This window comes from Streptomyces sp. NPDC013157 (assembly GCF_042899865.1).
Taxonomy (GTDB): domain Bacteria; phylum Actinomycetota; class Actinomycetes; order Streptomycetales; family Streptomycetaceae; genus Streptomyces.
The window spans coordinates 142,147-168,117 of sequence record NZ_JBIBAK010000013.1; the positions used below are offsets into that span (position 1 = coordinate 142,147).

Here is a 25,971-nt window from a genome sequence, read left to right on the forward strand (position 1 = left end):
ATGCGCCGTACGACACTCGCCGCCGCCGCCTCCGTCCTCGTCCTGGCCACCGGCTGCGGTGCCGCCGACATGACCAGGCAGGCCTCGCCGTTCGCCAACGCGCAGGGGTCGAGGACCGTGACCCTGTCCGTGCAGTCCTGGGTCGGCGCGCAGTCCAACGTCGCCGTCGCCCAGTACCTGCTGGAGCACAAGCTCGGCTACCGCGTCGACACCGTGCAGGTCGACGAGGTCCCGGCCTGGGACGCGCTCAGCCAGGGGCGCGTGGACGCGATCCTGGAGGACTGGGGTCACCCGGACCAGGAGAAGCGCTACGTCGACGACAAGAAGACCATCAGCCGGGGCGGAGAGCTCGGGGTCACCGGGCACATCGGGTGGTTCGTGCCGACCTATCTGGTCAAGCAGCACCCGGACATCACCGACTGGAAGAACCTGAACAGGTACGCCTCGCTCTTCCGTACCGCGGAGAGCGGCGGCAAGGGGCAACTCCTGGACGGCTCACCGTCGTACGTCACCAACGACAAGGCGCTGGTGAGCAATCTGAAGCTGGACTACCAGGTCGTCTTCGCCGGTTCCGAGGCCGCCCAGATCACCCAGATCAAGCAGTTCGCCAAGGAGAAGAAGCCCTTCCTCACCTACTGGTACGCGCCGCAGTGGCTGTTCAAGAAGGTGCCGATGACCGAGGTGCGGCTGCCCGCGTACAAGGAGGGCTGCGACGCCGACGCGGCCAAGGTCGCCTGCGCCTATCCGCACACCCCGCTGCAGAAGTACCTCAACACGGACTTCGCGCACAGCGGCGGCAGGGCGGCCGCCTTCCTGAAGAAGTTCAAGTGGACGACCGAGGACCAGGACCAGGTCTCCCTGATGATCGCCGACCAGAAGCTGAGCCCCGAGGAGGCCGCGAAGAAGTGGGTGGACGGCCACCCCGACGTGTGGAAGCGGTGGCTGTCCTGAGCCGACCGCCGGGCGTGCCGCCGCGTCACCGGTCCGGCCGTAGACCGGTGACCCGAAGGTATGTCCGGCGGTTACCCCTCCGGCCGATGCCCGAGGGAGGCGCACGTGGTCTACACGCGCAAGAACGTCAACCAGCTGACCCGAGCCGAGCGGCGCCGGTTCGTCGAAGCTCTGCTGGAGGTCAAACGCCGCGGTGAGTACGACGAGTTCGTACGGATCCACATCGCGCACAACTCCGCCGACCGGGAACACCGGTTGCGCACCGCCCACATGGCGCCCTCGTTCCTGCCCTGGCACCGCAGGCTGGTGCTCGAACTGGAGCGGGCGCTGCGCAGGGTGGACGCGTCGGTGACGGTGCCGTACTGGGACTGGACCCGTGACCGGGCACCGAACTCCCTGCCGTGGACCGATGATCTGCTCGGCGGCAACGGCCGCCCCTCGGACCGGCAGGTGATGACGGGCCCGTTCGCCTACCGGGCGGGCCACTGGAAGATCACCGAGAACGTGACCGACGTGCAGTACCTCACCCGGGATCTCGGCCACGCCCGCGCCCCGATCCAGCTGCCCACCGGAGGCGACGTCGAGTCCGCGCTGGCCGACCCGGTCTACGACAGCTGGCCCTGGAACTCGGCCGTCACCCACGGCTACCGCAACAAACTGGAGGGCTGGGGGAGCGGCCGGGGCAGCGTCTCCTGGCAGAACCACAACCGGGTCCACCACTGGGTCGGCGGGGTGATGGTCAGCGCCGCGTCCGTCAACGACCCGGTCTTCTGGCTGCATCACTCCTTCGTCGACCTGCTGTGGACCCGCTGGCAGCAACGGCACCCCGGCCACACGTACCTTCCCGCTCAGCCCCCCGGCGCGGGCGACCCCCAGCGCGGCCGGATCGTGGCCCGGCACGAGCAACTGCCGCCGTGGAACGTCACGCCGGCCGAACTGGAGGACGTGAGCGGGATCTACAGGTACGAGTGAGGCGGGGCGCTTGTCCGTTCGACATGTCACACATCCCGTTGAAATCACGGCGACACAGCGATCATCGCGCGCGTACGGCTTGCCGTTGTTGATGAAGCTGGTGTCTTCTGCGAAGGAGAGCCACCGTGCGTATTTCTGACATCCAGCGCTGTGAGATCCGGCCCGGACGGCTCGTCGAGTGGAGGTTCAGCCCGGTGACCATCGCGGCCGCGGCGGCGCTGCCGCCGGATCCGCGACCGCCGGCGTACATCCAGGAGTCGCACATCAGAACGGCCCGGTCGGTGCGGGAGGACGGACTGTTCGTACCGACCTGGCTCGGCGCGGCGTTCGACCTGCCGGGCCCGGTCGATCTCGACGCGCTGGAAAGGGCGTTGCGCGGCTGGACACTGCGGCACGAGACGCTGCGCAGCGGCTTCCGGTGGGCCGGGGACGAGATGCAGCGGTTCACGCTCGCCGAGAACGACGTGTCGCTGCACCGTGAGGTGGTCGGCGAGTTCACCGACGCGGGGGCGCTCACCCGTTACCTGCAGGATCGGTTCGACGCCGCGGCGGACGCGCTCGGCTGGCCGAACCTCATCTACACGGCGGTCGTACGCGAGGACTCCACCAGCGTGTACATGGCCTTCGACCACACCAACGTCGACGCCTACTCGATCCACCGGCTCCCGGAGGAGATCCACGGACTGTACGCGGCGGCCGTCGAGGGAAGCCCCGTCACCGGTCCGTCCGTGGGGAGTTACGTCGACTTCTGCGAGCAGGAGCGGGCGAACGCGGACGGCATCGACGACGCCCACGCGACCGTCGCGCGCTGGCGGGAGTTCATCGCCCGGTGCGGCGGCCGGCTCCCGGAGTTCCCCGTCGACCTGGGGCTGGAGCCCGGCGGAGCGCTGCCCACCCAGAAGCTGGTGTGCGAGCCGCTCGTCGACGCGGACGCCGCCGCCGCGTTCGAGGCGTACTGCCGCCCCTACGGCGGCAGTCTGGTGGGCATCCTGGCCGCGACCAGTCTGATCGTCCACGAACTCGGCGGCCAGCCGGTCTACCGCACCGTCGTGCCGTTCCACACCCGGCTGAAGTCGGCGTGGTCGGACTCCGTGGGCTGGTACGTCGGCGGCGCCCCCATCGAGGTGCCCGCGGCGCGCGACCTGGAGGGCGCGCTCGACACGGTCCGCGCCGAGTTGCGGGCCAACCGGTCGCTGGCGCGCATCCCGCTCGCCCGCGTACTGCGGCTGCTCGGCTCGGACTTCCGTCCGACCTCGCCGGACATGTACTCGATCATCTCGTACGTGGACGCCCGTCTCATCCCCGGCGCGGCGGACTGGACCGAGCAGAAGGCGTACGGGCTGCTCCGGGTGTCGTACGGCGACCAGGTGTGCGCCTGGGTCAACCGGCTGCACGAGGGGCTGTGGTTCGCCTGCCGCTACCCGGACACCGACATCGCCTACAAGAACGTGCGGCGGTATGTCGAGCGACTGCGGGACCTGATCCTCTCCGTGCCCGCACCCGACCGCCCGCGGCCCGCGGAACTGGCGCTCTCCTGACCCAACTCTCCCCGTCCATAAGGTGATTATGTGTTGCTATATCACTCTCGGGATGGATGTCCGTTGTGGAACCCCTTGTCTGGCTACTGCTAGTGTTCATGCAATCACGCTAGGCAACCAATTCGCCGTATGAGCAAAGGACCGAGGGTTCCATGCGCAAGCTTCAGCAGGTCGTGATCGCAGCAGTGGCGGCCGCCGGCGGCCTGTCCGCCGTCGGCGCCTCCCCCGCCGTGGCCGACGCCTACGACAGTGGGCCGCAGGTGTCCAACCACTACCGCCCCTACCAGGAGTGCAGCCCGCAGACGGTCGCCGAGAACGACGTCCCGATCGGCGTGCTCGGCCTCGCCGACACCTTCGACACCACCTGCGGCCAGTACAACCAGGCCTTCACCGGCTGAGGTCGGCGGTGTCCTCGCGAAGGAAAGCGCAGCAGATGTTCATCGGGAAGATCAGCGGGAAGAGGATCGCGGCCGTCTCGGGGCTCGTCGGCGGCCTCGCCGTGGCCTGTGCCGGCCTCGCCCCGGCGTACGCCGCGGCGGGTCGAGGGTGCACCGACGATCTCATGGGCAACCTCACCTGCACCCAGCGGATCAGGGGCGAGGTTCCCGAGGGCGGGGCCGTTCCGCACCAGGAGACCTGCAAGCCGGTGCAGCCCGTGCAACTGCCCGCCGTCCTCGGGCAGGGGACGGAGCGGCTCGGGCCCGAGGTGACCTGTTCCCCCGCGACCGTCGGGGTGGCGCCCCCGGAGAAGGGTGAGGAGGCGGAGTCGCCCGGCGGTCCGTTCGGTGTCATGAGCCGGATCCTTCCGGTGGGCGGCCGGTAGCCCCAGTACGGCAGACGGGGCTGACGCGCAACTCGGCGGCTGTAGATCCTCGGTTAGCTACGGAGTGTGTGTATATGCTCACATTAAGTAGTCGAGCCGGGCGGTTCCGCCTGGACCAGAAAGGGTCAATCATGCGTAAGTTTCAGCGCGTCGCACTCGTAGCGGCGACGGTTGCGGGGCTCTCCTTCCTCGGTGCCGGGGTCAGCTCCGCCGCCGGTGGCGAGGACGCGCCTCCGCAGATCACCGCCGTGGCCAACTCGTCGGCCAACGCCCTGGCCGTCGGCGGGGGTTACTACACCACCACTCCGGAGGCTGGACCCGAGGCCCAGCCGCAGGCTGCGCCCGAGGCCCAGCCGCAGGCTGCCCCCGAGGCCCAGCCCGAGGCCCAGCCGCAGGCGCAGCCCGAGGCCCAGCCGCAGGCGCAGCCCGAGCAGGGTGACCAGAACCAGGGTGGCGAGTAAAAACGCACCCCGCACGAACTCGGTACCCCGCACCGGCACCGCTTCGGCCCGCTCGCCGGTGTACTGAGTGACCACCATGGCGAAGGCAGCCCGGACGCACCCCGACTCTGTCGAGGTATGCGTCCGGGCTGCTTTGCTTCGCCCTACGCAGAGGAAGACAACTCATGTTCACTGCACGGAAGATCGCCACCGTCTCGGGGCTCGTCGGAAGCCTCGCCGCGCTCTGTGTCGGCGCCGGGCACGCGTATGCGGACCCGTCCCCGGGCGACTGCAGGACCACCGCCCAGGGCGGCACCGTCTGCGTCCACAAGAGCGAGTCGCGTATCGACAAGAACGGTACGCATGTCCTCAGGCAGGCGCAGGACTGCTCGACCTCCGACCGTCCGCGCGCGCTGTTCCCGGACGACCAGGCGGCGGGGGACGGATCCACCAGGGCCGGGGAGGTCGTGGACTGCTCCAACAAGGCTGAGCTGCCCAAGGGCTTCAAGAGGCCGCACATCGAGTTCTGAGGGCCGCACAAACGACAGTCCCCGGTTTCCCGGCCGTTGGCCGGGAAACCGGGGACTGGTCGTTCTGCCTTACCTGCCGAGCGCGCTGTTGTTGCAGCCCATGCTCGACCCCATGGACGACTGCTGCGCACCCGAGTTGCCCTCGCCGTTCAGCAGGTTGCCGCCCAGGCCGTTGAGGATGCCGACCTCGCCGAGGATGTCGAGGTTCAGGTCGTGCGACTTACAGCTGCTGCTCTGCTGGATGTTGAATTCGTCGCCCTTCTTGCCCCAGCCCTGGTCGGCATGGGCGGCGCCGGCGCCGAGGAGCCCGAGGCTTCCGAATGCGGTGACGAGAACGGCGGCGGTGCGGAGCTTGTGCATGTCATCTCCGATGAATGAGGTGGATGCGATCTGCGAGAAATCGCGATCTGTGTCATAAAGGCTGATACGAAATAACCGAGATAGCTGTGCGACGCGCCGATTACCGTTGTATTTCGCCGCCTTGGCGCCCTGTCGACATACACGAATGGTCCCGGCGCCGGGCGCCGGGACCATTCGCTGCTGTTGCTGCCGGCCTCAGAAGGCGCTGTTGTTGCAGCCCATCGTCGAACCGAGGTTGGTGGCCTGGGCGCCCGGGTTGCCCTCACCGTTCAGGGCGCTGCCCAGCAGGCCGTTGAGCAGGCCGACCTCGCCGAGGACGTCGAGGTTCAGGTCGTGCGACTTGCAGTGCGAGCTCTGGGTGATGTTGAACTTGTCGCCGTGCCCGTGGCCCTCGCCGCCGGCGTAGGCCGTGCCGCTGACGAGGCCGATGCTGCTGAGGGCGGCGACCAGGACGGCGGCGTTGCGAAGCTTGCGCATGTCATCTCCGTGGAGTGGGGGGTGCGATCTGTGCGAGATCGACTTTTTACAGTTACGGGAGATTAGTACGTAATACGCCAAATCCGGCAGCGACGCGCTGTTGTCTTGAGCGCGTGGCAGAAACACCCGAAAAGTCGTATGGCCCGTGAACGGGCTGTCGCCGCGGCTCCCGAAATGCCCGTGCGGGGCCGCGACTTCCGGTCGTCAGCCCAGGCGCTGTGCGCTGGCCAGCGCATTCGACTGGCTGTTGGCCTGCGTGCAGTCGACGCCCCGGGTCTGGGAGGCCGCGAGCAGGGCGACCGGGACGTTCGCGTCGAGCAGGGACTGTGGGCTGCACTCCTGGTACGGACGGAACAGGTTGTTCTGCTCCACCGGGCCGCCCTGCACCGACTGCGGGGCCTGGGGCGAGATCTGGGGGTTGATCTGCGGGTTCAGCTGGGGGTTGAGCTGCGGGGCGACCTCGGTGCCGCGCTGCGGGGCCTGTTGCGGGGCCGGCGCGCCGTACGTCTGCGCGGTCGCCTGGGCGGAGGTGGCCGCGGCGGCCTGGGCGTCCGGCTGCGAGACCGGGGTCGGCCCGGTCCCGTAGGAGACGGGGGCGGCGGAGCTGGGGCCGGCACCGACAGCGGTCAGACCGCCGGCTGCTGCGACGATGAGCGCGACCTGGCGAAACTTGCGCATGGAATCCTCGGCCCTTCATGTGATCTGTGTGCGGAACCTGATGAAATGACTGATGAGACAGCGCGGTTATCGCTTTGTCACTGCCCCGGGCGGCTGGGATGCCCCCTCGCCCTCACTCCGTGGGGAACGAGAGGTGTGCGGAACCGGATACGGGCGTGGTGCCGCGTCACCCGTTTGCCGAAAGGCATATGAGCGGCAATACCTGTGTCGGTGACGGCAATTGGGTGACACGACTCCGAATTCCCGTGACCACGGCCGGGCGATCCTCGTTCCGGTGGGGAGAGGGCGGTGGCCGAGGACCCGACGAGAACGAGGCGAATCGCTGCCGGCTCCGATGCGAAGTCCGCGTGCTGCTCAGAAGTACCGCTGCTGAAAGTGCAGTGTCATCACCGCACCATCTGCACGCGCGACCGCACTGAACGCAATGGGCTTTCTCATCTCCAGGTATCGAAGGGCCGAGGGTTTCATGCGCAAGCTTCACAAGGCCGCGCTCGTTCTGGCGGCGGCCGGTGGTCTGTCCGCCATCGGCGCGGGCGTCAGCTATGCCGACGCTCCCGTCGGATACGGCGGTGCGGCCCCGGTGCCGGCTCCGGACCAGCCGTATCCCCAGGCCTCGCCCCCGGCACCTGCTCCGCAGCAGGCCCCCTACGCCGCCGGCCAGACCCAGGGCTCGGCGCAGGCCAGCGTCCCCGCGTACCCGCAGCAGCAGGCCGCGCCGCCGCAGTACCAACAGCAGGCCCCGCCGCCTCCGCAGTACCAGCAGGCGCCGCCGCCCCAGCAGTACCCGCAGCAGACCGGTTACGCCGTCGCCTCGGCCTCGTCGCAGGGCTCGGCCCAGGCGACCACCGGCCCCGCGTACCCGCAGCAGCAGGCCGCGCCCTCTCCGCAGTACCAGCAGGCACCGCCGCCCCAGCAGTACGCCCAGCCGCAGGCCGCTCCCGCGTACCCGCAGCAGCAGTACGCCCCGGCGCCGCAGTACTCCCAGCCCCAGCAGCAGGCCGCCCCGCCGCAGGTCGTACCGCAGGTCATGCCCCAGGTCATGCCGCAGGTCGCCCCGCAGCTGGCCGTTCCGCAGGGCTACGCACCGGAAGGCCCGACGCGTGTCACCCCGCAGGTGAACCCCCAGGTGAACCCGCAGGTGAACCCGCTCATCAACCCCGTACTCGGAGCGCCGGGCGTGCCGGGGCTCGCGCCGGTCGGCCTCGGCCAGGTCGCGGCGCCGCCCGTCGGCCAACTGGGGCTTCCCCGCCTCGGCTGACGCCGTCCCGCCACCGTCCGCACCTTCCCCCCGATCCGCAGCGGATCCCCGTCCGCTCGACCAACGGAGAACCCATGCGCAAGTTCCACAAGGCGGTCCTCGTGGGCGCCGCCGTCCTCGGCAGCGTCTGCTCGATCGGCGGCAACACCGCCTTCGCACACGGTGAGCCGGGCCACGACATCGACGTCACCCAGGGCACCGAGTGCCGCTCGCACGACATGAACATCGAGGTGCTCGGCAACATCGGCGCCCTCACCGGTCTGGCGGGCAACCTGCTCAACGGCGAAGGGAACCCGGGTGCGCAGCAGAGTCATCTCGGCTCCGACATGGGCTGCAACAACCAGGCTCTCTGACCTGAGCGGCCACTTCGCTTCTCCACTCAGCCATTTCCCCAACGTTTCACCGAGTCCGGGTGACTGCCCGCGACGCGTCTGGAAGGGCAGGTACCCCATGAAACGGGTTACCCGGAACAGTGTGATCGCCATGGCCGTCGCCTCTGGCGCGATGGCCGTCGCGGGGACGGCACATGCCGACTCCGCCGCCGAAAGCTCCGCGAGCGGCTCGCCCGGGCTGGCGTCCGGGAACAGCATCCAGTTGCCGGTGGACATCCCGGTGAACGTCTGCGGGAACACCGTGGACGTGGTCGGGCTGCTCAACCCCGCGATGGGCAACAAGTGCGCCAACGAGGGGCACAAGGCGCCGGGGAAGGCGGGCTCCAAGACGTCGGGCCGGGCCACGGCCGGCGGAAGCACCCACGACTCGCCGGGAATCCTCTCCGGCGACCTCGTCGAGATCCCGGTCCACGTGCCCGTGAACATCAGCGGCAACAGCGCGAACCTGGTGGGTGCCCTCAACCCCGTCTTCGGCAACCAGTCGAGCAACGGCTCGGACGACCAGCCCGACACGCCCGGACCGTCCACGCCGTCCACGCCGCGGGTCCACCACGAGCCGCAGCACCCGGCCAAGGCGCAGCCGAGGCGGACCACCGTCGTACGGCAGCGGACGACCGACACGCTCGCCCACACCGGCGCGGCCAGCCCCTGGGCACCGGCCGCCGTGAGCCTCGCCTCGCTGGCGGCCGGCGCGGTGCTGTACCGCCGCTTCCGGCCCGGGACGAACAGCGGATCGTACGCCTGAGCGCTCCGCCGGAAGTGCCGCGATGTGCCGTCTGCCGTCTGCCGTCTGCCGTCTGCCGTCTGCCGTCAGTCGACTGCGGCGCCGTCGTGGCTGGTCGCGCAGTTCCTCCCCCAGCCTTCGGCCGGGGGACCCCCAGCGCCCCTTCGGGGGCGCGCCGGCCCCGCTCCGTGTGGGATCGCGTGCAGTGACCGCAGGGCCAGCCGCAGCAGGCCCGGTCCGAACGTGATGCGGGTGGCCCCGAGTTCGCCGAGTCCGGCGGGCGAGGGGCCGTCGCCGTCCACGCCGGCGTACGTGTTCAGTGGGCCCTCGATGCCGGAGCGCAGGACGGGCAGCACGGCGGTCGGGGCGTGGATCGGGTAGACGCAGTCCGCACCCGCCGCCACGTACAGCGCGGCCCGCTCGACGGCCCTTTCCGGGTCACCGGCGCCGCATGCGAAGGTGTCGACGCGGGCGTTGAGGAAAAGCCGGTCACCGGCGGCCGAGCGGACCTCGGCCAGCCACTCGGCGTGCTCGTGCGGGTCCTTGAGGACGCCCCCGCTGGAGTCCTCGAGGTTGCAGCCGACCACGCCCGCCTCCAGCAGGCGCTCGACCAGTTCCCCTGGCGCCAGCCCGTAGCCGTCCTCCACGTCCGCCGACACCGGCACCTCCACGGCCCGCGCGATCCGCGCGACCGCCGCGAACATCTCCGCCGCCGGGGTCCCGCCGTCCGCGTACCCCAGACTCGCCGCCACCCCGGCACTCGGCGTCGCCAGCGCCGGGAACCCGGCCCCCACCAGGGCCCGGGCGCTCGCCGCGTCCCACGGGCCGGGCAGGACCAGGGGGTCGCCGGGCGGGCGCCCGTGGTGCAGCGCCCGGAAGACCCCGGCCTTGCTCACCCGTGCTGTCCCGGCGTGTAGTGCCCGGGGACCATACGGGTCGTCACGGCGAACCGGTTCCAGGAGTTGATCACGATGATCGAGGCGATCAGCTGCGTCAGCTGCACCTCGTCGAAGTGCTTCGCGGCCCGCTCGTAGACCTCGTCGGGCACGAAGCCTCCCCCAGACTTCGTCCGGGAGGTGCCCCCAGTCAGCACGGTGACGGCCTCGGTCAGCTCGATCGCGGCGAGCTCCTGCTCGGTGTAGAAGTGCTTCGACTCCTCCCACGCGCTGAGCTGGACGATGCGCGCGATGCTCTCGCCCGCCGCGAGCGCGTCCTTGGTGTGCATGTCGAGGCAGTACGCACAGTGGTTGAGCTGCGAGGCGCGGATCTTCACCAGCTCGAACAGCTTGGCGTCCAGGCCCTTACGGGCGGCTCCGTCCAGGCGGACCATCGCCTTGTAGACCTCGGGCGCGTGCTGTGCCCAGGAGAGGCGGGGGGTGTGCTCGGGGGCGTACTCGGCGTTTTCCTGATTGCTCATGGTGCCGACGCTAGGGGCCAGGCAGCCCAGAGGTATGGTCCATTTCCATGGAGAAAGCATGGGCCACTCCGTCCGCGCCGCCCGCTTCGCCCACCCGGCCCACCCGGGCCGCTCTGGGCATCGACCTCCACCTGGAACCGGCGGCCGGTCCGGGCCTGCGCCGGGGCCTGACCGACGCCCTGCGCGAGGCCGTGCGCAGCGGCCGGCTGCTCCCCGGCACCCGGCTGCCCTCCTCCCGCTCCCTCGCCGCCGACCTCGCCATCGCCCGCAACACCGTCGCCGACGCCTACGCCGACCTGGTCGCCGAAGGCTGGCTGACCGCCCGGCAGGGTTCCGGCACCCGGGTCGCGACGGGCGTACCGCCGGTGCGGCGGGCGGAGACCCCCGCGGGTACGGCAGCCCACCGGCCCGCCTACGACCTGCGCGCCGGCTTCCCCGACGTCTCCGCCTTCCCGCGCACCGAGTGGCTGAAGGCCGCCCGCCGCGCCCTCACCGCCGCCCCCAACGAGGCCTTCGGCTACGGCGATCCGCGCGGCCGCGCCGAACTGCGCACCGCGCTCGCCGCCTACCTCGCCCGCGCCCGGGGCGTCCGCGCCGACCCCGAACGGATCGTGATCTGCGCCGGGTTCAGCCACGGCCTGAGCCTGCTCGGTGAGGTGCTGCGGGCCCGCGGGGCGGACACGGTCGCCGTGGAGTCGTACGGCCTCGACGAGCACTGGCAGCTGCTGACCTCGGCCGGTCTGCGCCAGGTCCCGCTGCCCTTCGACGAACTCGGCACGGACACCGGGGAGCTGTCCCAGGGGCCGGCCGCCGTACTGCTGACCCCCTCCCACCAGTTCCCGATGGGCGTGCCGCTCCACCACGACCGGCGGACGGCCGTCGTGGACTGGGCGCGGCGCACCGGCGGCCTGGTCCTGGAGGACGACTACGACGGCGAGTTCCGCTACGACCGCCGGCCCGTCGGCGCCCTCCAGGGCCTCGCCCCCGACGAGGTGATCTACCTGGGCACCGCCAGCAAGTCCCTTGCGCCCGGGCTGCGGCTGGCCTGGATGGTGCTGCCGCCGGCGGTGGCCGGGGAGGCGACGGCGGCCAAGGGCGGCGCGGACACCTGCGGGGCGCCAGACCAGCTGACACTGGCCGAGTTCATCACCTCGGGCGCCTACGACCGACACGTCCGCGCCGCCCGCTCCCGCTACCGGCGGCGCCGGGACGCCCTGGTCCGGGCCCTCGCAGAGCGCGCCCCGGCAATCCGGGTCACCGGCATCGCGGCGGGCCTGCACATCGTGCTGCGGCTGCCGCCCGGCACCCAGCACCGGGTGGTCCGGGCCGCCGCGGACCGCGGCCTCGCCGTCGAGGGCCTCACCCCGCGTCACCTCCACCCCGACGCGGCCACCGCACCCCCGGACGCCCTCGTCCTCGGCTACGGCACCCCGCCCGACCACGCCTGGTCGGGCGCGCTGGAGATCCTGTGCACGGTGCTGTCCGACCCGGCTGTGATCAGCGTCGCCTGAATTCCCCGTCAACCGTCCCCGTAATTCAATTACGGAGGCTAGAGTCTCTCTCATGAGCAATGGTGATCAGATTACTCGCGTAGCCCTCAAGAAAATCACCCCGGACGTCTCCTCAGCGATGGGTTCCCTGCATGCCGCCGCCGTCACCGCGGCCCAGGACGCAAAGGTCGAACCGGAAATCCTCGAACTGGTCAGAATCCGCGCCTCCCAGCTGAACGGCTGCGCGTTCTGCCTCGACATGCACACCAAGGACGCTCGCGCGCAGGGCGAGACCGAGCAGCGGATCTACGCGCTGAACGCGTGGCGGGAGACGCCCTTCTTCAGTGAACGGGAGCGGGCGGCACTGGCGTTGGCCGAGGCCGTGACGTTCGTGGCCGACGGCCACGTGCCGGACGCGGTGTACGCCGAGGCCGCCGGGGTCTTCGACGAGGCCCAGGTCGCCGCCCTCGTCTGGGCGGTCACCGTCATCAACGCCTACAACCGGATCGCCATTGCGACGCGAATGGTGCCGGGGGTTTATCAGCCCAAGCGGGCCGAATAAAAAAGCAGCCCGATATCCGGCCCGGTGAATTATTGCCGGGCCGGTTTTGTTGTGTACTTCGGCTGCGGGTGGGTGGGGGCTGGTCGCGCAGTTCCTCCCCCAGCCTTCGGCCGGGGGTTACCCCCAGCGCCCCTAAAGGGGCGCTATTCAGCCGCTTCCAAGCGGCTCAGGTACCTCCTTGTCGAGCCACTTTCGCCACTCCGGTGCCCGTACCGCCGTACCGGCGGTTGCCGGGCCACCCGCCCACCGCGTCACCGGTCTGATCCCGTGCAGGGCGTTCACCAGCCACACCTCGCGGTCCGTCAGTTCGGTCAGGGTGCGTTCCCGGTGGGCCACGCCGATGCCGAGCCGCTCGGCGCGGTCCTGGATCAGGGCGACCGTCACCCCGGGCAGCACCGGCAGCCGAGGTGGGGGCAGGCACAGGGTGTCGTCCTCCCACCAGAGCACGCTGGTGGTGGCCGCCTCCAGGACCACCCCGGACGGGTTCACCAGCACAGCCTCCTGGGCTCCCGCCTCGGCCGCCCGGGCGCGCAGCCGGGCCAGGGTGTCCAGGTCGGGTCCCTTGCGGCGGGGCACGGTGCGCGGGTCCGGCTGGCCGACCGCCCAGACCTCGACCGCGGAGCCGAGCGGTGGGGCGTGCCGCAGCCGCAACCGCACGTGGTGGGACGTGAGTTCGACGCGCGGGAACCACTCGCCGGTGCGGGGCAGCGCCGCCGTCATGGCCCGCCAGAACTCCGACAACCGGTGCTCCGGCGGCCCGTCGCACTCGGCGCAGGACCGCACGAAGCGGTCCCGGTGGCGGTCCAGGCCGCGCACCCTGCCGTCCCGCACCAGCCAGGAGTCCGCGACCAGCAGCCGCTCACCGGTTCCCGGGTCCTCGACGGGCCGCAGGCCGGCGGCCGATGACCACGCGAACACGCCTTCCGCCACGGCCGGTCGTGTCATGACTCCTCCTTCGCCGTGCTCAGTATTTACGGCCCGACAGCGCCGGTGCCCCGCCCCGCGGCCCGTACGGGGCGTGCTCCAGCCAGGATCCGCAGGACGGCAGGACCGGTGCCAGCGCCGCCGCCGCGCGCTGCTGCAGCCGGATGATCCGGCGCCGGGGCCGCAGATGGTCCAGGGCGGCCCCGGCAGCCTCGCTGTTGAAGAGCGCCGCGGCCCGCCGTACCGCCGCGAAGTCCGCCACCGTGCCGTTCGCGATCGCCTCCGCCGCGGCCGCCGCGTCCGCGATGCCGCTGTTCATGCCCCGCGCCCCGAAGGGCGGGAAGAGGTGTGCGGCCTCCCCGGCGAGCAGCACCCGCCGGTGCGGGTCGGTGAAGGAGGCCGCGACCTTGCGCAGGAAGCGGTACGTCGACACCCACAGGATCCGGTCGTCGTATCCCTCGCCCACCACCCCGGGCAGCCAGCGGCGGACGGCCTCCTCGGTGCCGTACTCCTCCGCCCGGTCGTGGGCGTGGCACTGGAGGTCCACCTGGAAGCCCCCGGTGAACGGCACCCGCATCACACTGCGGCCGCCGACGCCGGGGTGCTCGTAGTGGAAGACCCGTTCCAGGGGCAGTTCGGCGTCCGGCCGGTCCGCCACGTCGACGACCACGTGGAAGCCCTCGCCGTGCGTGCCCTCCATGGGGATGCCGAGCCCGGCCCTGACGGCGGACCGGGCGCCGTCCGCCGCGATCACGTACCCGCACGTCAGCTCCCTGCCGTCCGCGCAGCTCAGCGCGGCGCCCGTGGCGGTGGTGCGGACACCGATCACGCGTGCGTTCCACACGGACTCCACGCCCGCCGCCGCGCAGGCCTCGCGCAGGAAGCGCTCGGTGTCGACCTGGCGCAGGCTGGTGAAGGGCGGCCGGCCGGACGGGGCCGGGAAGGTGCGGGAGTACACCTCCCGGCCCCGGTACAGGGTCCGTCTGGTGTGCCAGGTCCGGCCGTACGAGGTGATCTCCCCGGCCAGCCCCGGCCGCATCCCGTCGAGCAGCGCGAGGGTCTCGCGGTGCACGAACAGGGCCCGGCTTCCCGGCCGTTCGCGGTCCTCCGGGTCGGCCTCCAGGAGCATCACCGGCAGCCCGTGCGCGCGCAGCGCCAGCGCCGCCGACAGGCCCACCGGCCCGGCGCCGACCACCACGACCGGGGTCACGCGCGGACACCCGCCGACAGCATCCGGGTGATCTCCACCCGCTTCACCTTCCAGGTCGCCGTCATCGGCAGCTCCTCGAACCGCCACTGCCTCGGCTCCGCCATCGCCGGCAGGTCGGCGGTCGCCGCCCGCCAGCGCTCCGGGTCCAGCGGCCGTTCCCCGCGGACGCACACCACCGGGACCGGCTCGCGGTCCGCGCCCGGCACGATGACCACCTCACGGAGTTCCTCCAGCCGGTCCATGAGGGTGTCCTCGACCTCCAGGTTGCTGTGCACGGAGTCGATCCGGTCGATCTCCCGGTCGATCAGGTACAGCGCGCCCAGCCGGCTCCGGTAGCCCATGTCGCCCATCTGCCACCACTCGCCGTCCAGCTGGCGCTCGTACTGGTCGCGGGCGCCGAGGTAGGTGAGGATGCGGCCCCGGGTGCGGGCCTCGATCCGGCCGGGGGTGCCGGGCGCGGCGGGCTGCCCGTCGGGGCCCGTGACGCGGACGCTCGTGAAGCCCGGGATCCCGATCCCGACCCGCCGCCCGTCCGCGCGGGACACGCTCCGGCGCGTGAACCACTGGAAGGCCACCGGCCCGGTCTCGCTCTGCCCGTACAGCTGGAGCAGCCACGGGCTGCGCCGCTTCGAGGCGTCCAGCAGCCGTCGTACCGTGCGCGGGTGGATGGCGTCGAACGTCGAACCGTACGACTTCACGCGCGACAGCGGGGCGCCGGGCGCGTCCGCCAGCTCCTCCCAGAGCACGAAGGTGTTGGGGTGGGTCTCGACGATGCCGGGGCGGTGCCGGGCCAGCATCGGACCGACCTTCGCCGGGTCCGGGTCGGTGATCAGCAGCAACGGGCTGCCGTAGTGCAGCAGGACGCCGAGCAGGTGGTAGAAGCGGGAGTGCACGAAGGACATGTGCAGGGCCGCGACCTCGCCGCGGGTGGGCCAGCCCATCGCCTGCTGCGGGACCAGCCGGTTCCACATGGTCTGCGGGCAGTGCACCGCGAGTTTGGGGACGCCGGTGGTGCCGGAGCTGTGGGTGATCAGGGCGGGTTCGCGCGGGTGCAGCCGGACCGCCGGCGGGACCTCGGCTCCGGTGTGCCCGGCCAGGGACACCACGCCGGGCACGCTGTCCACGGTGAGGGTCTGCCGGACCAGGCCCTTGACCTCCAGGCCGGCCAGTTTGGCCGCGTCCGTGACCAGCCACGGCTGCCGGAGCCGGGCGAGCAGCTTGCCGACCACCTCGCCGGCCAGCGCCGGGGAGAGCAGCACGGGCACCGCGCCGATCCGGGAGACCGCGCAGGTCAGCAGCACGATGTCGACGTTGTCGGTCTTGTGTACGACGACCTGTTCGGCCGGCCGTACGCCGGCCGCCCACAGGCGCGCCGACAACTCCTCGACCGCGTCGGCGAGTTCCGGGTAGCTCAGACGGACCCCGAGGTCCGGGTGGGTGTCCAGGGGACGGTCCAGGGTGACGAACACCCCGCCGTGCCGGTCGGCCGCCCGCCGGAACAGCGGGCCGAGGTAGAACCCGCGGTCGCCGACGAGGGACACCTGCGACTCCTGCATGGGGACGTTCCTTTCGGTCGGGTCGGTCGGGGCCGGGGTCACCAGGCGCCCCGGCGGACCAGATGGCGGCGGAGTTTCCCGGTGGGGGTGCGGGGCAGGGAGGGCAGCAGGCTGACGCTGCGCGGGACCTTGAAGGCCGCGAGCCGCTCCCGGGCCAGCCGCAGCAGCTCCTCCTGGAGCCCCTCCGGCGCGGGGGTGGTGGCGGGGACGACGAAGGCACGCAGGCGTCCGGCACCCGTCCCGTCCGGGACCGCGGCCACCGCGACCTCCCGGACCGCCGGATGGGCGCGCAGCACGGCCTCCACCTCCAGCGGGGAGACGGTGATCCCGCCGACCATCTCCATGTCGTCGGTGCGGCCCAGATGCCGGTAGGCGCCGTCCGGTTCGCGGACCGCCCGGTCGTGGGTGGCCAGCCAGCCGCCGACCAGGGTCCGCGCGGTCTCCTCGGGCCGGTTGAGGTAGCCGGGCGTCAGCGTGGGGCCGCGTACCCACAGCTCGCCCTCGTGGCCGTCCGGCACCGGGCGCCCGTCGCGGTCGCGCAGCTCCACCTCGAAGCCGGGGACGGGACGGCCGACGGTGCCGGGGTGGTGGTGGCCGAGGCTGTTGGCGCAGAAGGCGTGCCCGGCCTCGGTGGAGCCGATCTGCTCCAGGACCGGGGCGCCCAGCAGCTCCGTGACCCGGTCGCCCAGCCCGTCCGGCAGCCCCTCGCCGGCCGACACGGCGGCCCGTACCGAGGCGAAGCACGCCTCGTGCCCGGTGCCCCGGTCGGCGACCAGCGCCGCGTAGGCGGACGGGACCGAGTAGAGCAGGGTCACCCGGTGCCGGGCGACCAGCTCGTCGACGGCGGCCGGGTTCGGACGCCGGTCCACCAGGACCGCACTCGCCCCCGAGAAGAGCGGGAAGACGAAGGCGTTCCCGAAGCCGTAGGCGAAGTACAGCTTGGAGACGGACAGGGTGACGTCGTCCGCGGTGATGCCGAGCAGCCGCCGTCCGATGAGGTCGTGGTACGCGGCCGGGTGGGCGTGGGTGTGGACGACACCCTTGGGCCTGCCCGTCGTCCCGGACGTGTACTGCACGTACAGCGGGCCGTCCGCGTCGGCCGGCCGGGCGGCGGCGGGTTCGGCGGCCGGGGCGAGGGCGAGGAGCTGGTCGGCGCCGAGGCGGGCCCGCCCGGGGAAGCGGTCCTCCAGGCCCGGTCCCGTCAGGCACAGCACCGCCTCCGTGTCGGCGGCCATGAACGCGTGGTCGGCGGCGGGCAGTTCGGGGTTGACCAGGACGGCCACGGCGCCGAGCCGGGCGACCGCGAGAAAGGCCACCACCCAGGCGATCGAGTCCGGCAGCGCGAGCACCACCCGGTCGCCGGGGGACACACCCTGGGCGGCGAGCACGGTCGCGGCCCGCGCCCCGAGGTCGTGCACCTCGCCGTGGGTCCAGGCGCGATGGCCCTGGTGGAAGGCGGGACGGTCGCGCCAGCCGTGCCGTTCGGCGAGTTCGGCGAGACGGGCGGCGAGGTTGCCGGTGCCGGTGCCGGTGCCGGTGCCGGTGCGGGCGGGGGCGGGGGCCTGGGTCATCGGGCGGCCTCCTCGACGGCGTCCGCCGCGGCCGACGGCGTGTGCTCCCGCAGCGCCCGCATCTGCGCGGCCGTCTTCAGCAGCATCTCGTCGTACTCGGCGGCCGGGTCGGAGTCCAGGACGATCGCCCCGCCCGCGCCCAGCTGCATCCGGCCGCCCGCCATCACGGCCGTACGGATGACGATGTTCAGGTCCGCGCCGCCGCTGCACCCGAGGTAGCCGAGCGCCCCCGAGTACACGCCCCGCGCCTCGGTCTCCAGACCGTCGATGATCTCCATCGTGCGCAGCTTCGGGGCGCCGGTCATCGACCCGCCCGGGAAGCAGGCACGTACGCAGTCCACGGCATCCGTCCCGGCCCGCAGCCGTCCGGTCACGGTGGAGACCAGCTGGTGCACGGTCGCGTACGACTCGGTGGCCATGAGGCGGGGGACCCGCACGGTTCCGGTACGGCAGACCCGGCCCAGGTCGTTGCGGAGCAGGTCGACGATCATCAGGTTCTCGGCGCGGGTCTTGGCGTCCGCCGCCAGCGCGTCCCGCAGCCGCGCGTCCTCGAACGGGGTCGCCCCGCGCGGCGCGGTCCCCTTGATGGGCCTCGCCTCGGCCACCCCGTCCCGGGTGATCCGCAGGAACCGCTCCGGCGAGGAGCCCGCCACGTCCAGGTCGCCGAAGCGCAGGAAGGCCGCGTACGGCGCCGGGTTGACGCGGCGCAGCTCCCGGTAGAAGGCGTACGGGTCGGGCGGGGCGGGCAGCCGGGCCGCGTCGGTCAGGCAGACCTCGTAGCTGGTGCCGGCCCGCAACTCCCGCCGGCAGGCCTCGATGTCGGCGAGGTAGGCGGCCCGGTCGCGCACCAGCCAGGGCTCGGCGGCCGCCAGGTCCGGCTCCGCGGCGGCGGGCGGGGCGGACGGGGGTGCGGCCGGGGCCAGGAAGCTGAGCTGGGCCAGCGTGTCCGTCAGCCACTCCTCGGCGGCCCGCGCGGCCTGCGGGGAGTTCTCCGCCAGGCAGACCGCGTAGGTGATGTCCTCCTCGTGGTCCACGGCGATCAGCCGGTCCGCGAACAGCCAGCAGGCGTCCGGGGTGTCGGCCCGGTGCCGGTTGGGGGAGCCGCAGTCGGCCTTCGTCTCGTAGCCGAAGTAGCCGACATAGCCGCCGGTGAAGTCGAAGGGCAGCCCGTCGGCGTCCACCCGGCGGCTGCTCAACTGCCGCTTCAGATAGTCGAAGACGCTCGCGGACACCTTGCGCGGCGGCCGTCCGGCCCGCTCGACCGCACACCGGCCGGCCGTGACGTCGTACCGCACGAACTCGGCGAGCGGACCGCTGTCGTCGCCCAGGAAGGAGAAGCGCGAGCGGCCCTCCTCGACGAGCGAGCTGTCCAGCCAGAACGCGCGGGGCGAGGCGGCGAAGAGGCGGGTGAAGGCGGCCTCCGTGTCGACGGCGCCGGCGATCTGCCGGGTGTGCAGGCGGTACGCGGGCGCTTCGGCGTGGTGGCGGGGGCGGGGGACGGCCGCGCTCGGGATCCTCGGCCGGGGGAGCGCCGCCTCGGCCGGCGGGACGGCGGTGTTCTTGGTCCGCGCTCTGCGGGCCCGGCGGGCGGTGAGGTTGCGGAAGTTCACCAGCATGCGGTGGCCGTACTCGGTGAGCACCGACTCGGGGTGGAACTGCACGCCCCACAGCGGCCGTTCGCGGTGGCGCAGCCCCATCAGGACGCCGTCCTCGGCCCAGGCGGTGGCCTCCAGCGTGGCGGGCAGTGGCTCGTGTACCGCGAGGGAGTGGTAGCGGACGGCGGTGAAGCCCTGGGGCAGCCCCTCGAAGAGGTCCCGCCCGTCGTGCCGCACCCGGGTCAGGTGCCCGTGCCGCGGCTGCGGGGCGGGTGCCACCCGGGCCCGCTCCCCGAGCGCGATGCCCTGGTGCCCCAGGCACACCCCGAGCACGGGGACGGTGGCCTCGGCGATCACCCGGGCGCTGATGCCGAAGTCACGGCCGTCGCCCGGATGGCCGGGCCCCGGAGACACCACCACGTTGTCGAACTCCGCGAGAGCGGGCGGCGCCGGCTCGTCATTGCGGATCACCACCGGTTCCTCGCCGTTGACCTCGGCGATCAACTGGAACAGGTTGTAGGTGTACGAGTCGTAATTGTCGATGAGCAGGGTCTTCACCCGCCCACCTCCCTCGGGTCGTTCCCGGGCCTATGCGGCCCGTCGTTTGTGCCGCCCGCGCAGCGCCTGGAGCGGGGGGTAAAGCCATTTCTTGAAGAAACGCTGAAGTCGCGGCATGAGAATCCACGTGACAAGCGCTGTCACGCAGAGGCAGAGCACCAGAGTGCGAATGAGCGGATTGAGCCCGCCGAGATGGGGGATCACGATGATGTTGAAGAGCAGGACCGGCGGAAACACCGCGCTCATGTTGATGAACCACAGTTTCCATTTCGCCGGAGGAACGGGCGGCGGTGGCACGGGCGGCGGCCCGGCCAGCGAGTCGAACCACTCCTTCGACCCCCGTACGCTACGGCGCCCGGTGGGCCGGGCGATGCCGTCCGCGCGGGTCTCCCACTCGCCGCGGTCCGGGGAGTTCTCCCAGGCCAGCGCCGAGTCCTCGGTGGCGAAGCGATACACGACATGCCATTCCGTCTCCTGGTCGACTAGGACACCACCGCCGAGGAACCCCGGCCGGCGGGCGCTCGCGCCCAGCATGGCCCACCCCCAGGAGTGGAAGTCGGCCTCGCGACCCGGCATCACGTGATAGGCCACGGTGACGGTGACGGGATTACTGGTCACAGCGTTCTTTACGGAATGGACACAACCCGCGTTCAAAGTTTCAATGAGTTTTTTCGTGTCCGGATCGTAACTCTTTATAGCGCTTTCTATGCGCTTGCTGTGTTCTGCTACCCGGTACTTCCGGTAACCCGCCCGTAATTCTGGAAAGTGCTTGCCGAGTCGGCCGCGGAAGTTGCACGATCGCGGTCCAAGAACGAAGGAGGCCGCCATGTCGAGGTACGTCTGGAATTTGACCGAAGAGGGTCGACAGGCAATCGATCAGGCGCGTTCCGTGATCGAACCGGCGCGAAAAGAAGTGACCGCCCACCCGCTTTACCGGCGAATATCCGGCCGGGAACACCTGGCCACGTTCATGGCCCACCACGTGTTCGCCGTCTGGGACTTCATGTCCCTGCTCAAGTCGCTCCAGCGGGAGCTGACCTGCGTCGACGTCCCCTGGGTGCCCCGCGGCTCCGCGGTGGCCCGCAGGCTCGTCAACGACATCGTGCTGGTCGAGGAGAGCGACGCCCTGAACGACGGCTTCACCAGCCACTTCGAGCTGTACCGCGCCGCCATGGCCGAGGCGGGTGCGGACACCGCCCCCGTCGACACCTTCGTCGCGCTCCTCGCCGAGGGCCACGACGTGCCGGCGGCCCTGCGCGTGGCCCAGGTCCCCGCGCCGGCCGCCGAGTTCGTGCGCACCACCTTCGGCATCATCGCCGACCGCCCGCTGCACTGCCGGGCCGCCGCCTTCGCCTTCTCCCGCGAGGACCTGATCCCGGACATGTTCGACCAGGTCATCGGCGAGGAGGGCACCGACCGCTTCCCGCTCTTCCGGGACTACCTCGCCCGGCACATCGAGGTCGACGGCGAGGAGCACACCCCCATGGCCCTCCAGATGGTCGCCGACCTCTGCGGCACCGACGACGCCCGCTGGCAGGAGGCCACCGAGACCGTTCTCGTCGCCCTGGAGGCCAGGTCCCGGCTGTGGGACGGGATCACGGCCGCGATGGGGTGACCGGCTCCGCCGTTCCGGGGCCGGCGTCCTCGGTGCCCGGCGCCTCCCCGAACCGGCCCAGGGCCAGCGCCCCCGCCACGGCTACCGCGAACCCGAGCACCGCGAGCCAGGCCAGGCCCTCCCGGGTGCGGTCCCCGAGCCATACGACCCCCACCGCCGCCGGGCCGATCGTCTCCCCGATGACCATGCCGGCCGTCGCCGTGGTCACCGAGCCGCGTTGCAGCGCCGAGGTCAGCAGCATGAAGGCGCCACCGCCCCCGATCAGCAGCGCGTAGGTCGCGGGGTTGGTGAGCAGCGGGGCCGGCCGCAGGGTGTCGATCAGCCGCACCGACACCTCCACCACGCCGAACCCGAACCCGGCCCCGAGGCCGAGCGTCAGGGCCCGCCCCCGCCCGGTCAGCCGCCCGCCGGCCAGGCCGAGCAGCAGCACCCCCACGGCCGTCCCGAGCATCACCCACTTCAGCGTCGCCGACCCGGCCTTGTCCCCCTCGGGACCCGACGCCAGTCCGAGCATCGCCAGCCCCGCGCACACCACACCCACCGCGGTCCACTCCACCCCGCTCAGCCGCACCCGCAGCAGCCGCGCCGCGACCACCGCGGTCACCGCGAGCGACGACGCCAGGGCCGCGCTCACCGCGTAGATGGGAAGCGAGCGCAGCGCGAGGATCTGGAACACGAACCCGAGGCCGTCCAGCCCGAGGCCGACGACGTACCGCCACTGCCGCACCGCGCGCAGCAGCAGCGCGGCCTCGCCGCCGGCGCCGTCACCGGCCGCCCGCGCGGCCATCGCCTGGAGAACCGTCGCCGTACCGAAGCAGATCGCGGCCGCGAGGGCACACACCATTCCGAAGAGCACAGAGGGACTGTAGGGGAGGGGGGTGTGCGGTGATCGAGAGGAGAGCAAGAAGCGGGCCCGGGGCGGCCCCGGACCCGCTTCTCCGGCCTGCTGGACGTCAGCTCGCGCCGGCCAGCCAGGCGGTGGCGTTGAGGGCGAGGGCGGCGTTGGTGGCGCCGCTGTCGTTCCAGCCGTCGTACAGCGTGTTGCCGGACTGGCCGGTGCCGTCGTCGATGGGCGAGCTGTCGCCCCAGAACGCGACCCGGCCGCTGCCGAAGGTGCTGGTGGCGAAGAAGGCGCCGGTGTTGCCGGAGTAACCGCTGCGGTACACCAGGCCCTTGACGGCGGAGTTGTCGGAGGGCTTGAGCGTGGCGGTGGTGCCGTCGGCGATCAGGCTCTTGGTGACGGTGCCGAAACCGCCGTGCAGCACCGCGTTGCCGCTGTCGCTGACGGCCTTCGGGTAGCCGGAGCCGATGTCCAGCGAGTCGATGGAGAAGCCGAACGGGTCGGTCGAGTCGACGCTGTTGTTCGTCATCAGGTCGTTGAGGATCTCGACCGCGTCGTAGCCGTCGTTGTTGCGGTCGGCCCCGGTGTGGTCGGAGATCATGAAGAGACCGCCGCCGGCCTTCACGAAGTTCATGATCGCCGTCTTCTCCGCGGTGGTGAACTTGGTGTTGGGCTCGGGCAGCACCAGCGCGTCGAACTTCGACAGGTCGGTCGTCGACGAGCCGCCGTACGTGAGGGCGCTCGTCGCGGTCTTGAGGCTGTAGTCACCGGTGTTCTGGAGGGCGACGCCCCAGGACGACAGCGCGCCGGTCCAGTCCTTGTCGGAGGACGGGGAGGAGTCCTGGGCGAGCGGGTCGGGCTTGCTGGTGGAGATGATCCAGTCCGCGTTGCCTGCCTCCTCGGCGTGGCCGTCGTCGAACAGGACGCGGTAGGTGGTGGCGGCGTGGGCGGGGGTCGCGGCGCTGGTGGCCTGGGCGGCGGCACCGGCGGTGAGCAGGCCGAGCACGGCCAGGGCCGTGGTGAGTTTCCGGCGCGGGACGGCGAAGCCGGGCATCTGTCATTCCTCCATCGGTGGGGGGTTGTGAGCAGTTGGCTGTCGAGGGCATGTGAGTGTGTTCTGGCGTGAATGAGTGAGCGTCTGGGGTGGCGGGGGCACTCTTGCTGTCCTGTGGGGAACGAGGGTTCTGGGGTCGAATGTGTGACCTTTTCCGGTGGTGGTCGTTGGGTGGGGTGAGGGTTTTCTGCGGCACGGGACCGGGGGTGATGAGGGGTGGGCGGGCTGCGGCAGGTGGCGGCGCCGTTCGTGGCATCCGGTCCCTCGGGGGTTGCGATCCGTACGCGGCTCAAGGGCCTGACCGGTCAGGACGAGGAGGTGCTGGGCCTGGTCGGCGACCATCTCGGCGCGCTGGCTTCCCGTGACCTCAAAGCGCGCTGTTCGGCCGGGCTGGAGCATGATAGTGAGGGGTGGGCGGAGCGCAAGCGGGCCCTGACCGTACAGTCCTCCTCCCGGTGGGCGGGCAGCATCACGAAGGCCAGCCATGACCAGTGGGCGCTGGCCCGGCGGGGGCTGCTCGCGTACATCCACGGCCTGCAGGCCGGTGTGCGCGCCATCGCCCACCGGCTGTCGCTGCCCGTGGGCGAGAAAGGCACCAGGCACGCGCCCGGGGGATATCGCAGCGGGCGGGAGTGGTTCGCCAAGTCCCGGCGTCTGCGTGTCCTCGAAGACCGGCTTCAGGCAGCACAGGCCGACTGGCAGGCGGGCACCGCGCACGTGGTGCGCGGCGGCAGGCGGCTGCTCAGCACCCGCCACCACCTTCAGGCCGCCCAGCTCACCGAAGAACAGTGGCGGTCGCGGTGGCAGGCCGAACGCCGCTTCCTCCAGGCGGACGGCGAGTCCGGCAAGCGGCATGGCAACGAGACCGTCCGTGTCACTCCCGACGGCGAGGTCTTTCTCAAACTCCCCGCGCCGCTGGCGCATTTGGCGAACGCGCCGCACGGCCGGTACGTGCTCGCCGGCCGGGTGTCGTTCGCGCACCGGGGCGAGCAGTGGGGCGACCGCGTCACCGCCAACCGGGCCGTCGCCTACCGCATCCACGAAGACGTGCAGCGGGGACGCTGGTACCTGACCGCATCCTGGACTCTGCCGCCCGCCCAGACGATGCCGCTGGTGGCGGCCCGCGCGAGGGGTGTGGTCGGCGTGGACACCAATGCCGATCATCTGGCCGCCTGGCGTCTGGACGAACACGGCAACCCCCTCGGCGAACCGCTCCGTTTCGGCTACGACCTCACCGGCGCCGCTTCGCATCGTGACGCCCAGGTCAGGCATGCGCTGATCCGGCTGCTGCACTTCGCCCGACGCCACGACCTGGCGATCGCGGTCGAGGACCTCGACTTCACCGCGGAGAAAACCCGGGAGAAACACGGCCGCAAAAAGCGGTTCCGCAACCTCATCTCCGGCATGCCCACCTCCCGGCTGCGGGCCAGGCTCGTGTCCATGGCGGCCGAACTCGGCATCCCCGTCATCGCCGTCGACCCCGCCTACACCAGCAAGTGGGGCGCCCAGCACTGGCAAAAACCTCTTACCAGCAAGACCAGGAAGACGACACGCCACGATGCGGCAGCGGTGGCGATCGGAAGGCGCGCCCTGGGACACCCGATCAGGCGACGGACGGCACCGCCCCCACACGACCAGAGCGATCGTGCGGGGCATCGGACCGTCCAGGCCAGACCAGGTATCCCGGGGCGTGAGGGAAACCGCCCCCGCATCCCCGGACCACGGACACGATCCGTCGGCGCCGGACGCGGCGTGAACGCGGTCGACCAGAACGCCCAACACCGTCCGGGGCGTTCGGCTGAGCACGAGACCTGGCAACAGGACTCACTCCCACTCAGTCTCTAGGAACGGTGCGAGAGGGATGGCGGTGGTGCGAGTGGTTCTGCGCGCGTAGAGTCCGAAGTTGATCGTTCACTCACGGACAGCTGGACGGTACCGGTGCGATGCGGTGCGCCGAGGGGGTCGCGGCGGCTTCACATGGTTTTCTTACCTGGACATGACAAATCAGTCCGGCATCTTTCAGCGGTGACTCAAAACCGCTCGTCTAAGCTTTCGCCGGACATCGCATCGCACGGGGGAGCACGAACATGGCGGACGCACGCCGGCAACTGCGCTCGGGCACGGTCGTCCTCGGCGGTATGGGCCTGCTGGCCGCCGCCCTGACCGCCTGCTCCTCCGATCCCGACAAGCGCTGTGTCGACCGCGACAGCTACACCGCGGCCAAGGGGTACCAGGTCGTCTCCGACAAGAACTGCACCTCGGCCAAGTCCGCCGTCGACGCGGGCTACTACTACGGCGGCAAGAAGAAGGGCGGCTGGGTCACCGGCGGCTCCTTCACCAGGCCGCGCAGCGGTTCGGGCGGCTCCTCCGGTGGCGGCCACAGCGTCAAGCGGGGCGGCTTCGGCAGCGGTCACGGCAGCTCCGGCGGCTGACCA

At 71.5% G+C, this 25,971-nt stretch carries 27 protein-coding genes and 1 pseudogene; 15 read left to right on the top strand and 13 right to left on the bottom strand.

What is annotated here, in order from left to right:
- From ACFY6U_RS33310 to ACFY6U_RS33340, 7 genes are all read left to right on the top strand, one after another.
- Positions 1-951 carry an ABC transporter substrate-binding protein gene (locus ACFY6U_RS33310; RefSeq protein WP_390044169.1) on the top strand — a complete coding sequence of 317 codons (951 nt, stop codon included), beginning with the start codon at positions 1-3 and terminating at the stop codon, positions 949-951.
- A 105-nt stretch (positions 952-1,056) separates the two neighbouring features.
- A complete protein-coding gene (locus ACFY6U_RS33315; protein WP_390044171.1) occupies positions 1,057-1,923 on the top strand; it encodes a tyrosinase family protein in 867 nt (288 codons plus the stop codon).
- Between the two features lie 125 nt (positions 1,924-2,048).
- The gene (locus tag ACFY6U_RS33320) at positions 2,049-3,461 is read left to right on the top strand and encodes a condensation domain-containing protein (protein WP_390044173.1); all 1,413 of its coding nucleotides are present in this window, start codon (positions 2,049-2,051) and stop codon (positions 3,459-3,461) included.
- A 152-nt stretch (positions 3,462-3,613) separates the two neighbouring features.
- A complete protein-coding gene (locus tag ACFY6U_RS33325; RefSeq protein WP_390044175.1) occupies positions 3,614-3,859 on the top strand; it encodes a hypothetical protein in 246 nt (81 codons plus the stop codon).
- 35 nt (positions 3,860-3,894) lie between these two features.
- Positions 3,895-4,284: a hypothetical protein gene (locus tag ACFY6U_RS33330; protein ID WP_390044177.1), complete on the top strand. Its 390-nt coding sequence runs from the start codon at positions 3,895-3,897 to the stop codon at positions 4,282-4,284.
- Positions 4,285-4,415: 131 nt separating this feature from the next.
- Positions 4,416-4,745, top strand: a complete 330-nt coding sequence (locus ACFY6U_RS33335) for a hypothetical protein (RefSeq protein WP_390044179.1) — start codon at positions 4,416-4,418, stop codon at positions 4,743-4,745.
- Positions 4,746-4,909: 164 nt separating this feature from the next.
- Complete coding sequence (locus ACFY6U_RS33340; protein WP_390044181.1) at positions 4,910-5,254, top strand: hypothetical protein; 345 nt, start codon at positions 4,910-4,912, stop codon at positions 5,252-5,254.
- Between the two features lie 69 nt (positions 5,255-5,323).
- Here ACFY6U_RS33340 and ACFY6U_RS33345 read toward each other — a convergent pair whose 3' ends face one another.
- The 3 genes from ACFY6U_RS33345 to ACFY6U_RS33355 form a co-directional block, all read right to left on the bottom strand.
- Positions 5,324-5,614, bottom strand: coding sequence for a hypothetical protein (locus ACFY6U_RS33345; RefSeq protein ID WP_390044183.1), 291 nt, complete (start codon positions 5,612-5,614; stop codon positions 5,324-5,326).
- 195 nt (positions 5,615-5,809) lie between these two features.
- On the bottom strand, positions 5,810-6,091 hold the full coding sequence (locus ACFY6U_RS33350; protein WP_294007180.1) for a hypothetical protein: 282 nt from the start codon (positions 6,089-6,091) through the stop codon (positions 5,810-5,812).
- A gap of 204 nt (positions 6,092-6,295) precedes the next feature.
- Positions 6,296-6,769, bottom strand: a complete 474-nt coding sequence (locus tag ACFY6U_RS33355) for a hypothetical protein (RefSeq protein WP_390044185.1) — start codon at positions 6,767-6,769, stop codon at positions 6,296-6,298.
- 466 nt (positions 6,770-7,235) lie between these two features.
- Here ACFY6U_RS33355 and ACFY6U_RS33360 point away from each other — a divergent pair, with 466 nt between their 5' ends.
- From ACFY6U_RS33360 to ACFY6U_RS33370, 3 genes are all read left to right on the top strand, one after another.
- Positions 7,236-8,027 (top strand): hypothetical protein, encoded by a 792-nt coding sequence (locus tag ACFY6U_RS33360; protein WP_390044187.1) that lies wholly within the window; start codon positions 7,236-7,238, stop codon positions 8,025-8,027.
- 74 nt (positions 8,028-8,101) lie between these two features.
- Positions 8,102-8,380 (top strand): hypothetical protein, encoded by a 279-nt coding sequence (locus tag ACFY6U_RS33365; protein ID WP_390044189.1) that lies wholly within the window; start codon positions 8,102-8,104, stop codon positions 8,378-8,380.
- Positions 8,381-8,510: 130 nt separating this feature from the next.
- Complete coding sequence (locus tag ACFY6U_RS33370) at positions 8,511-9,164, top strand: chaplin (protein WP_390044191.1); 654 nt, start codon at positions 8,511-8,513, stop codon at positions 9,162-9,164.
- A gap of 65 nt (positions 9,165-9,229) precedes the next feature.
- Here ACFY6U_RS33370 and ACFY6U_RS33375 read toward each other — a convergent pair whose 3' ends face one another.
- A complete protein-coding gene (locus ACFY6U_RS33375) occupies positions 9,230-10,039 on the bottom strand; it encodes an isocitrate lyase/phosphoenolpyruvate mutase family protein (RefSeq protein ID WP_390044193.1) in 810 nt (269 codons plus the stop codon).
- Positions 10,036-10,560, bottom strand: a complete 525-nt coding sequence (locus ACFY6U_RS33380) for a carboxymuconolactone decarboxylase family protein (protein ID WP_390044195.1) — start codon at positions 10,558-10,560, stop codon at positions 10,036-10,038. The genes ACFY6U_RS33375 and ACFY6U_RS33380 overlap by 4 nt, the downstream gene beginning before the upstream one ends.
- 47 nt (positions 10,561-10,607) lie before the next feature.
- On the opposite strand from ACFY6U_RS33380, the gene ACFY6U_RS33385 reads away from it, so the two are divergent.
- The gene (locus ACFY6U_RS33385) at positions 10,608-12,071 is read left to right on the top strand and encodes a PLP-dependent aminotransferase family protein (RefSeq protein WP_390044197.1); all 1,464 of its coding nucleotides are present in this window, start codon (positions 10,608-10,610) and stop codon (positions 12,069-12,071) included.
- Between the two features lie 52 nt (positions 12,072-12,123).
- Positions 12,124-12,612, top strand: a complete 489-nt coding sequence (locus tag ACFY6U_RS33390; protein ID WP_390044199.1) for a carboxymuconolactone decarboxylase family protein — start codon at positions 12,124-12,126, stop codon at positions 12,610-12,612.
- A 147-nt stretch (positions 12,613-12,759) separates the two neighbouring features.
- Here the strand turns inward: ACFY6U_RS33390 and ACFY6U_RS33395 are convergent, their stop codons facing one another.
- From ACFY6U_RS33395 to ACFY6U_RS33420, 6 genes are read right to left on the bottom strand one after another with little or no spacing between them, the layout of a single operon-like run.
- Positions 12,760-13,557, bottom strand: coding sequence for an aminotransferase class IV (locus ACFY6U_RS33395; RefSeq protein ID WP_390044201.1), 798 nt, complete (start codon positions 13,555-13,557; stop codon positions 12,760-12,762).
- A gap of 19 nt (positions 13,558-13,576) precedes the next feature.
- Positions 13,577-14,746, bottom strand: a complete 1,170-nt coding sequence (locus ACFY6U_RS33400; protein WP_390044203.1) for an FAD-dependent monooxygenase — start codon at positions 14,744-14,746, stop codon at positions 13,577-13,579.
- Positions 14,743-16,302 (bottom strand): class I adenylate-forming enzyme family protein, encoded by a 1,560-nt coding sequence (locus ACFY6U_RS33405; RefSeq protein ID WP_390044205.1) that lies wholly within the window; start codon positions 16,300-16,302, stop codon positions 14,743-14,745. The genes ACFY6U_RS33400 and ACFY6U_RS33405 overlap by 4 nt, the downstream gene beginning before the upstream one ends.
- 38 nt (positions 16,303-16,340) lie before the next feature.
- A complete protein-coding gene (locus ACFY6U_RS33410) occupies positions 16,341-17,873 on the bottom strand; it encodes a benzoate-CoA ligase family protein (RefSeq protein ID WP_390044207.1) in 1,533 nt (510 codons plus the stop codon).
- On the bottom strand, positions 17,870-20,026 hold the full coding sequence (gene pabB, locus ACFY6U_RS33415) for an aminodeoxychorismate synthase component I (RefSeq protein WP_390044209.1): 2,157 nt from the start codon (positions 20,024-20,026) through the stop codon (positions 17,870-17,872). The genes ACFY6U_RS33410 and pabB overlap by 4 nt, the downstream gene beginning before the upstream one ends.
- Before the next feature lie 30 nt (positions 20,027-20,056).
- Positions 20,057-20,644: an antibiotic biosynthesis monooxygenase gene (locus tag ACFY6U_RS33420; protein WP_351500245.1), complete on the bottom strand. Its 588-nt coding sequence runs from the start codon at positions 20,642-20,644 to the stop codon at positions 20,057-20,059.
- Positions 20,645-20,915: 271 nt separating this feature from the next.
- Here ACFY6U_RS33420 and ACFY6U_RS33425 point away from each other — a divergent pair, with 271 nt between their 5' ends.
- Positions 20,916-21,641, top strand: a complete 726-nt coding sequence (locus tag ACFY6U_RS33425) for a DUF3050 domain-containing protein (protein ID WP_390044210.1) — start codon at positions 20,916-20,918, stop codon at positions 21,639-21,641.
- On the opposite strand, the gene ACFY6U_RS33430 is transcribed toward ACFY6U_RS33425, so the two are convergent.
- Entirely contained in the window at positions 21,622-22,485 is an 864-nt protein-coding gene (locus ACFY6U_RS33430; RefSeq protein ID WP_390044454.1) for a DMT family transporter, read from the bottom strand. The genes ACFY6U_RS33425 and ACFY6U_RS33430 overlap by 20 nt on opposite strands.
- Before the next feature lie 112 nt (positions 22,486-22,597).
- A pseudogene (locus ACFY6U_RS33435) lies at positions 22,598-23,536 on the bottom strand (hydrolase); the annotation flags it as partial.
- 216 nt (positions 23,537-23,752) lie between these two features.
- Here ACFY6U_RS33435 and ACFY6U_RS33440 point away from each other — a divergent pair.
- Both ACFY6U_RS33440 and ACFY6U_RS33445 read left to right on the top strand, forming a co-directional pair.
- Positions 23,753-25,381, top strand: a complete 1,629-nt coding sequence (locus tag ACFY6U_RS33440) for an IS200/IS605 family accessory protein TnpB-related protein (RefSeq protein ID WP_390044212.1) — start codon at positions 23,753-23,755, stop codon at positions 25,379-25,381.
- A gap of 242 nt (positions 25,382-25,623) precedes the next feature.
- A complete protein-coding gene (locus tag ACFY6U_RS33445; protein WP_390044213.1) occupies positions 25,624-25,968 on the top strand; it encodes a hypothetical protein in 345 nt (114 codons plus the stop codon).
- The last annotated feature ends 3 nt before the right edge of the window (positions 25,969-25,971 follow it).

Excerpts from the sequence above, each read along its gene's own strand:
- ACFY6U_RS33365 (WP_390044189.1), top strand. The coding sequence starts at position 8,102 with ATGCGCAAGTTCCACAAGGCGGTCCTCGTGGGCGCCGCCGTCCTCGGC.
- ACFY6U_RS33395 (WP_390044201.1), bottom strand. The coding sequence starts at position 13,557 with ATGACACGACCGGCCGTGGCGGAAGGCGTGTTCGCGTGGTCATCGGCC.
- ACFY6U_RS33340 (WP_390044181.1), top strand. The coding sequence starts at position 4,910 with ATGTTCACTGCACGGAAGATCGCCACCGTCTCGGGGCTCGTCGGAAGC.
- ACFY6U_RS33445 (WP_390044213.1), top strand. The coding sequence starts at position 25,624 with ATGGCGGACGCACGCCGGCAACTGCGCTCGGGCACGGTCGTCCTCGGC.
- ACFY6U_RS33330 (WP_390044177.1), top strand. The coding sequence starts at position 3,895 with ATGTTCATCGGGAAGATCAGCGGGAAGAGGATCGCGGCCGTCTCGGGG.
- ACFY6U_RS33370 (WP_390044191.1), top strand. The coding sequence starts at position 8,511 with ATGGCCGTCGCCTCTGGCGCGATGGCCGTCGCGGGGACGGCACATGCC.
- ACFY6U_RS33410 (WP_390044207.1), bottom strand. The coding sequence starts at position 17,873 with ATGACCCAGGCCCCCGCCCCCGCCCGCACCGGCACCGGCACCGGCACC.
- ACFY6U_RS33380 (WP_390044195.1), bottom strand. The coding sequence starts at position 10,560 with ATGAGCAATCAGGAAAACGCCGAGTACGCCCCCGAGCACACCCCCCGC.
- ACFY6U_RS33360 (WP_390044187.1), top strand. The coding sequence starts at position 7,236 with ATGCGCAAGCTTCACAAGGCCGCGCTCGTTCTGGCGGCGGCCGGTGGT.
- ACFY6U_RS33355 (WP_390044185.1), bottom strand. The coding sequence starts at position 6,769 with ATGCGCAAGTTTCGCCAGGTCGCGCTCATCGTCGCAGCAGCCGGCGGT.
- ACFY6U_RS33345 (WP_390044183.1), bottom strand. The coding sequence starts at position 5,614 with ATGCACAAGCTCCGCACCGCCGCCGTTCTCGTCACCGCATTCGGAAGC.
- ACFY6U_RS33310 (WP_390044169.1), top strand. The coding sequence starts at position 1 with ATGCGCCGTACGACACTCGCCGCCGCCGCCTCCGTCCTCGTCCTGGCC.
- ACFY6U_RS33385 (WP_390044197.1), top strand. The coding sequence starts at position 10,608 with ATGGAGAAAGCATGGGCCACTCCGTCCGCGCCGCCCGCTTCGCCCACC.
- ACFY6U_RS33335 (WP_390044179.1), top strand. The coding sequence starts at position 4,416 with ATGCGTAAGTTTCAGCGCGTCGCACTCGTAGCGGCGACGGTTGCGGGG.
- ACFY6U_RS33405 (WP_390044205.1), bottom strand. The coding sequence starts at position 16,302 with ATGCAGGAGTCGCAGGTGTCCCTCGTCGGCGACCGCGGGTTCTACCTC.
- ACFY6U_RS33350 (WP_294007180.1), bottom strand. The coding sequence starts at position 6,091 with ATGCGCAAGCTTCGCAACGCCGCCGTCCTGGTCGCCGCCCTCAGCAGC.
- ACFY6U_RS33390 (WP_390044199.1), top strand. The coding sequence starts at position 12,124 with ATGAGCAATGGTGATCAGATTACTCGCGTAGCCCTCAAGAAAATCACC.
- ACFY6U_RS33430 (WP_390044454.1), bottom strand. The coding sequence starts at position 22,485 with ATGGTGTGTGCCCTCGCGGCCGCGATCTGCTTCGGTACGGCGACGGTT.
- ACFY6U_RS33325 (WP_390044175.1), top strand. The coding sequence starts at position 3,614 with ATGCGCAAGCTTCAGCAGGTCGTGATCGCAGCAGTGGCGGCCGCCGGC.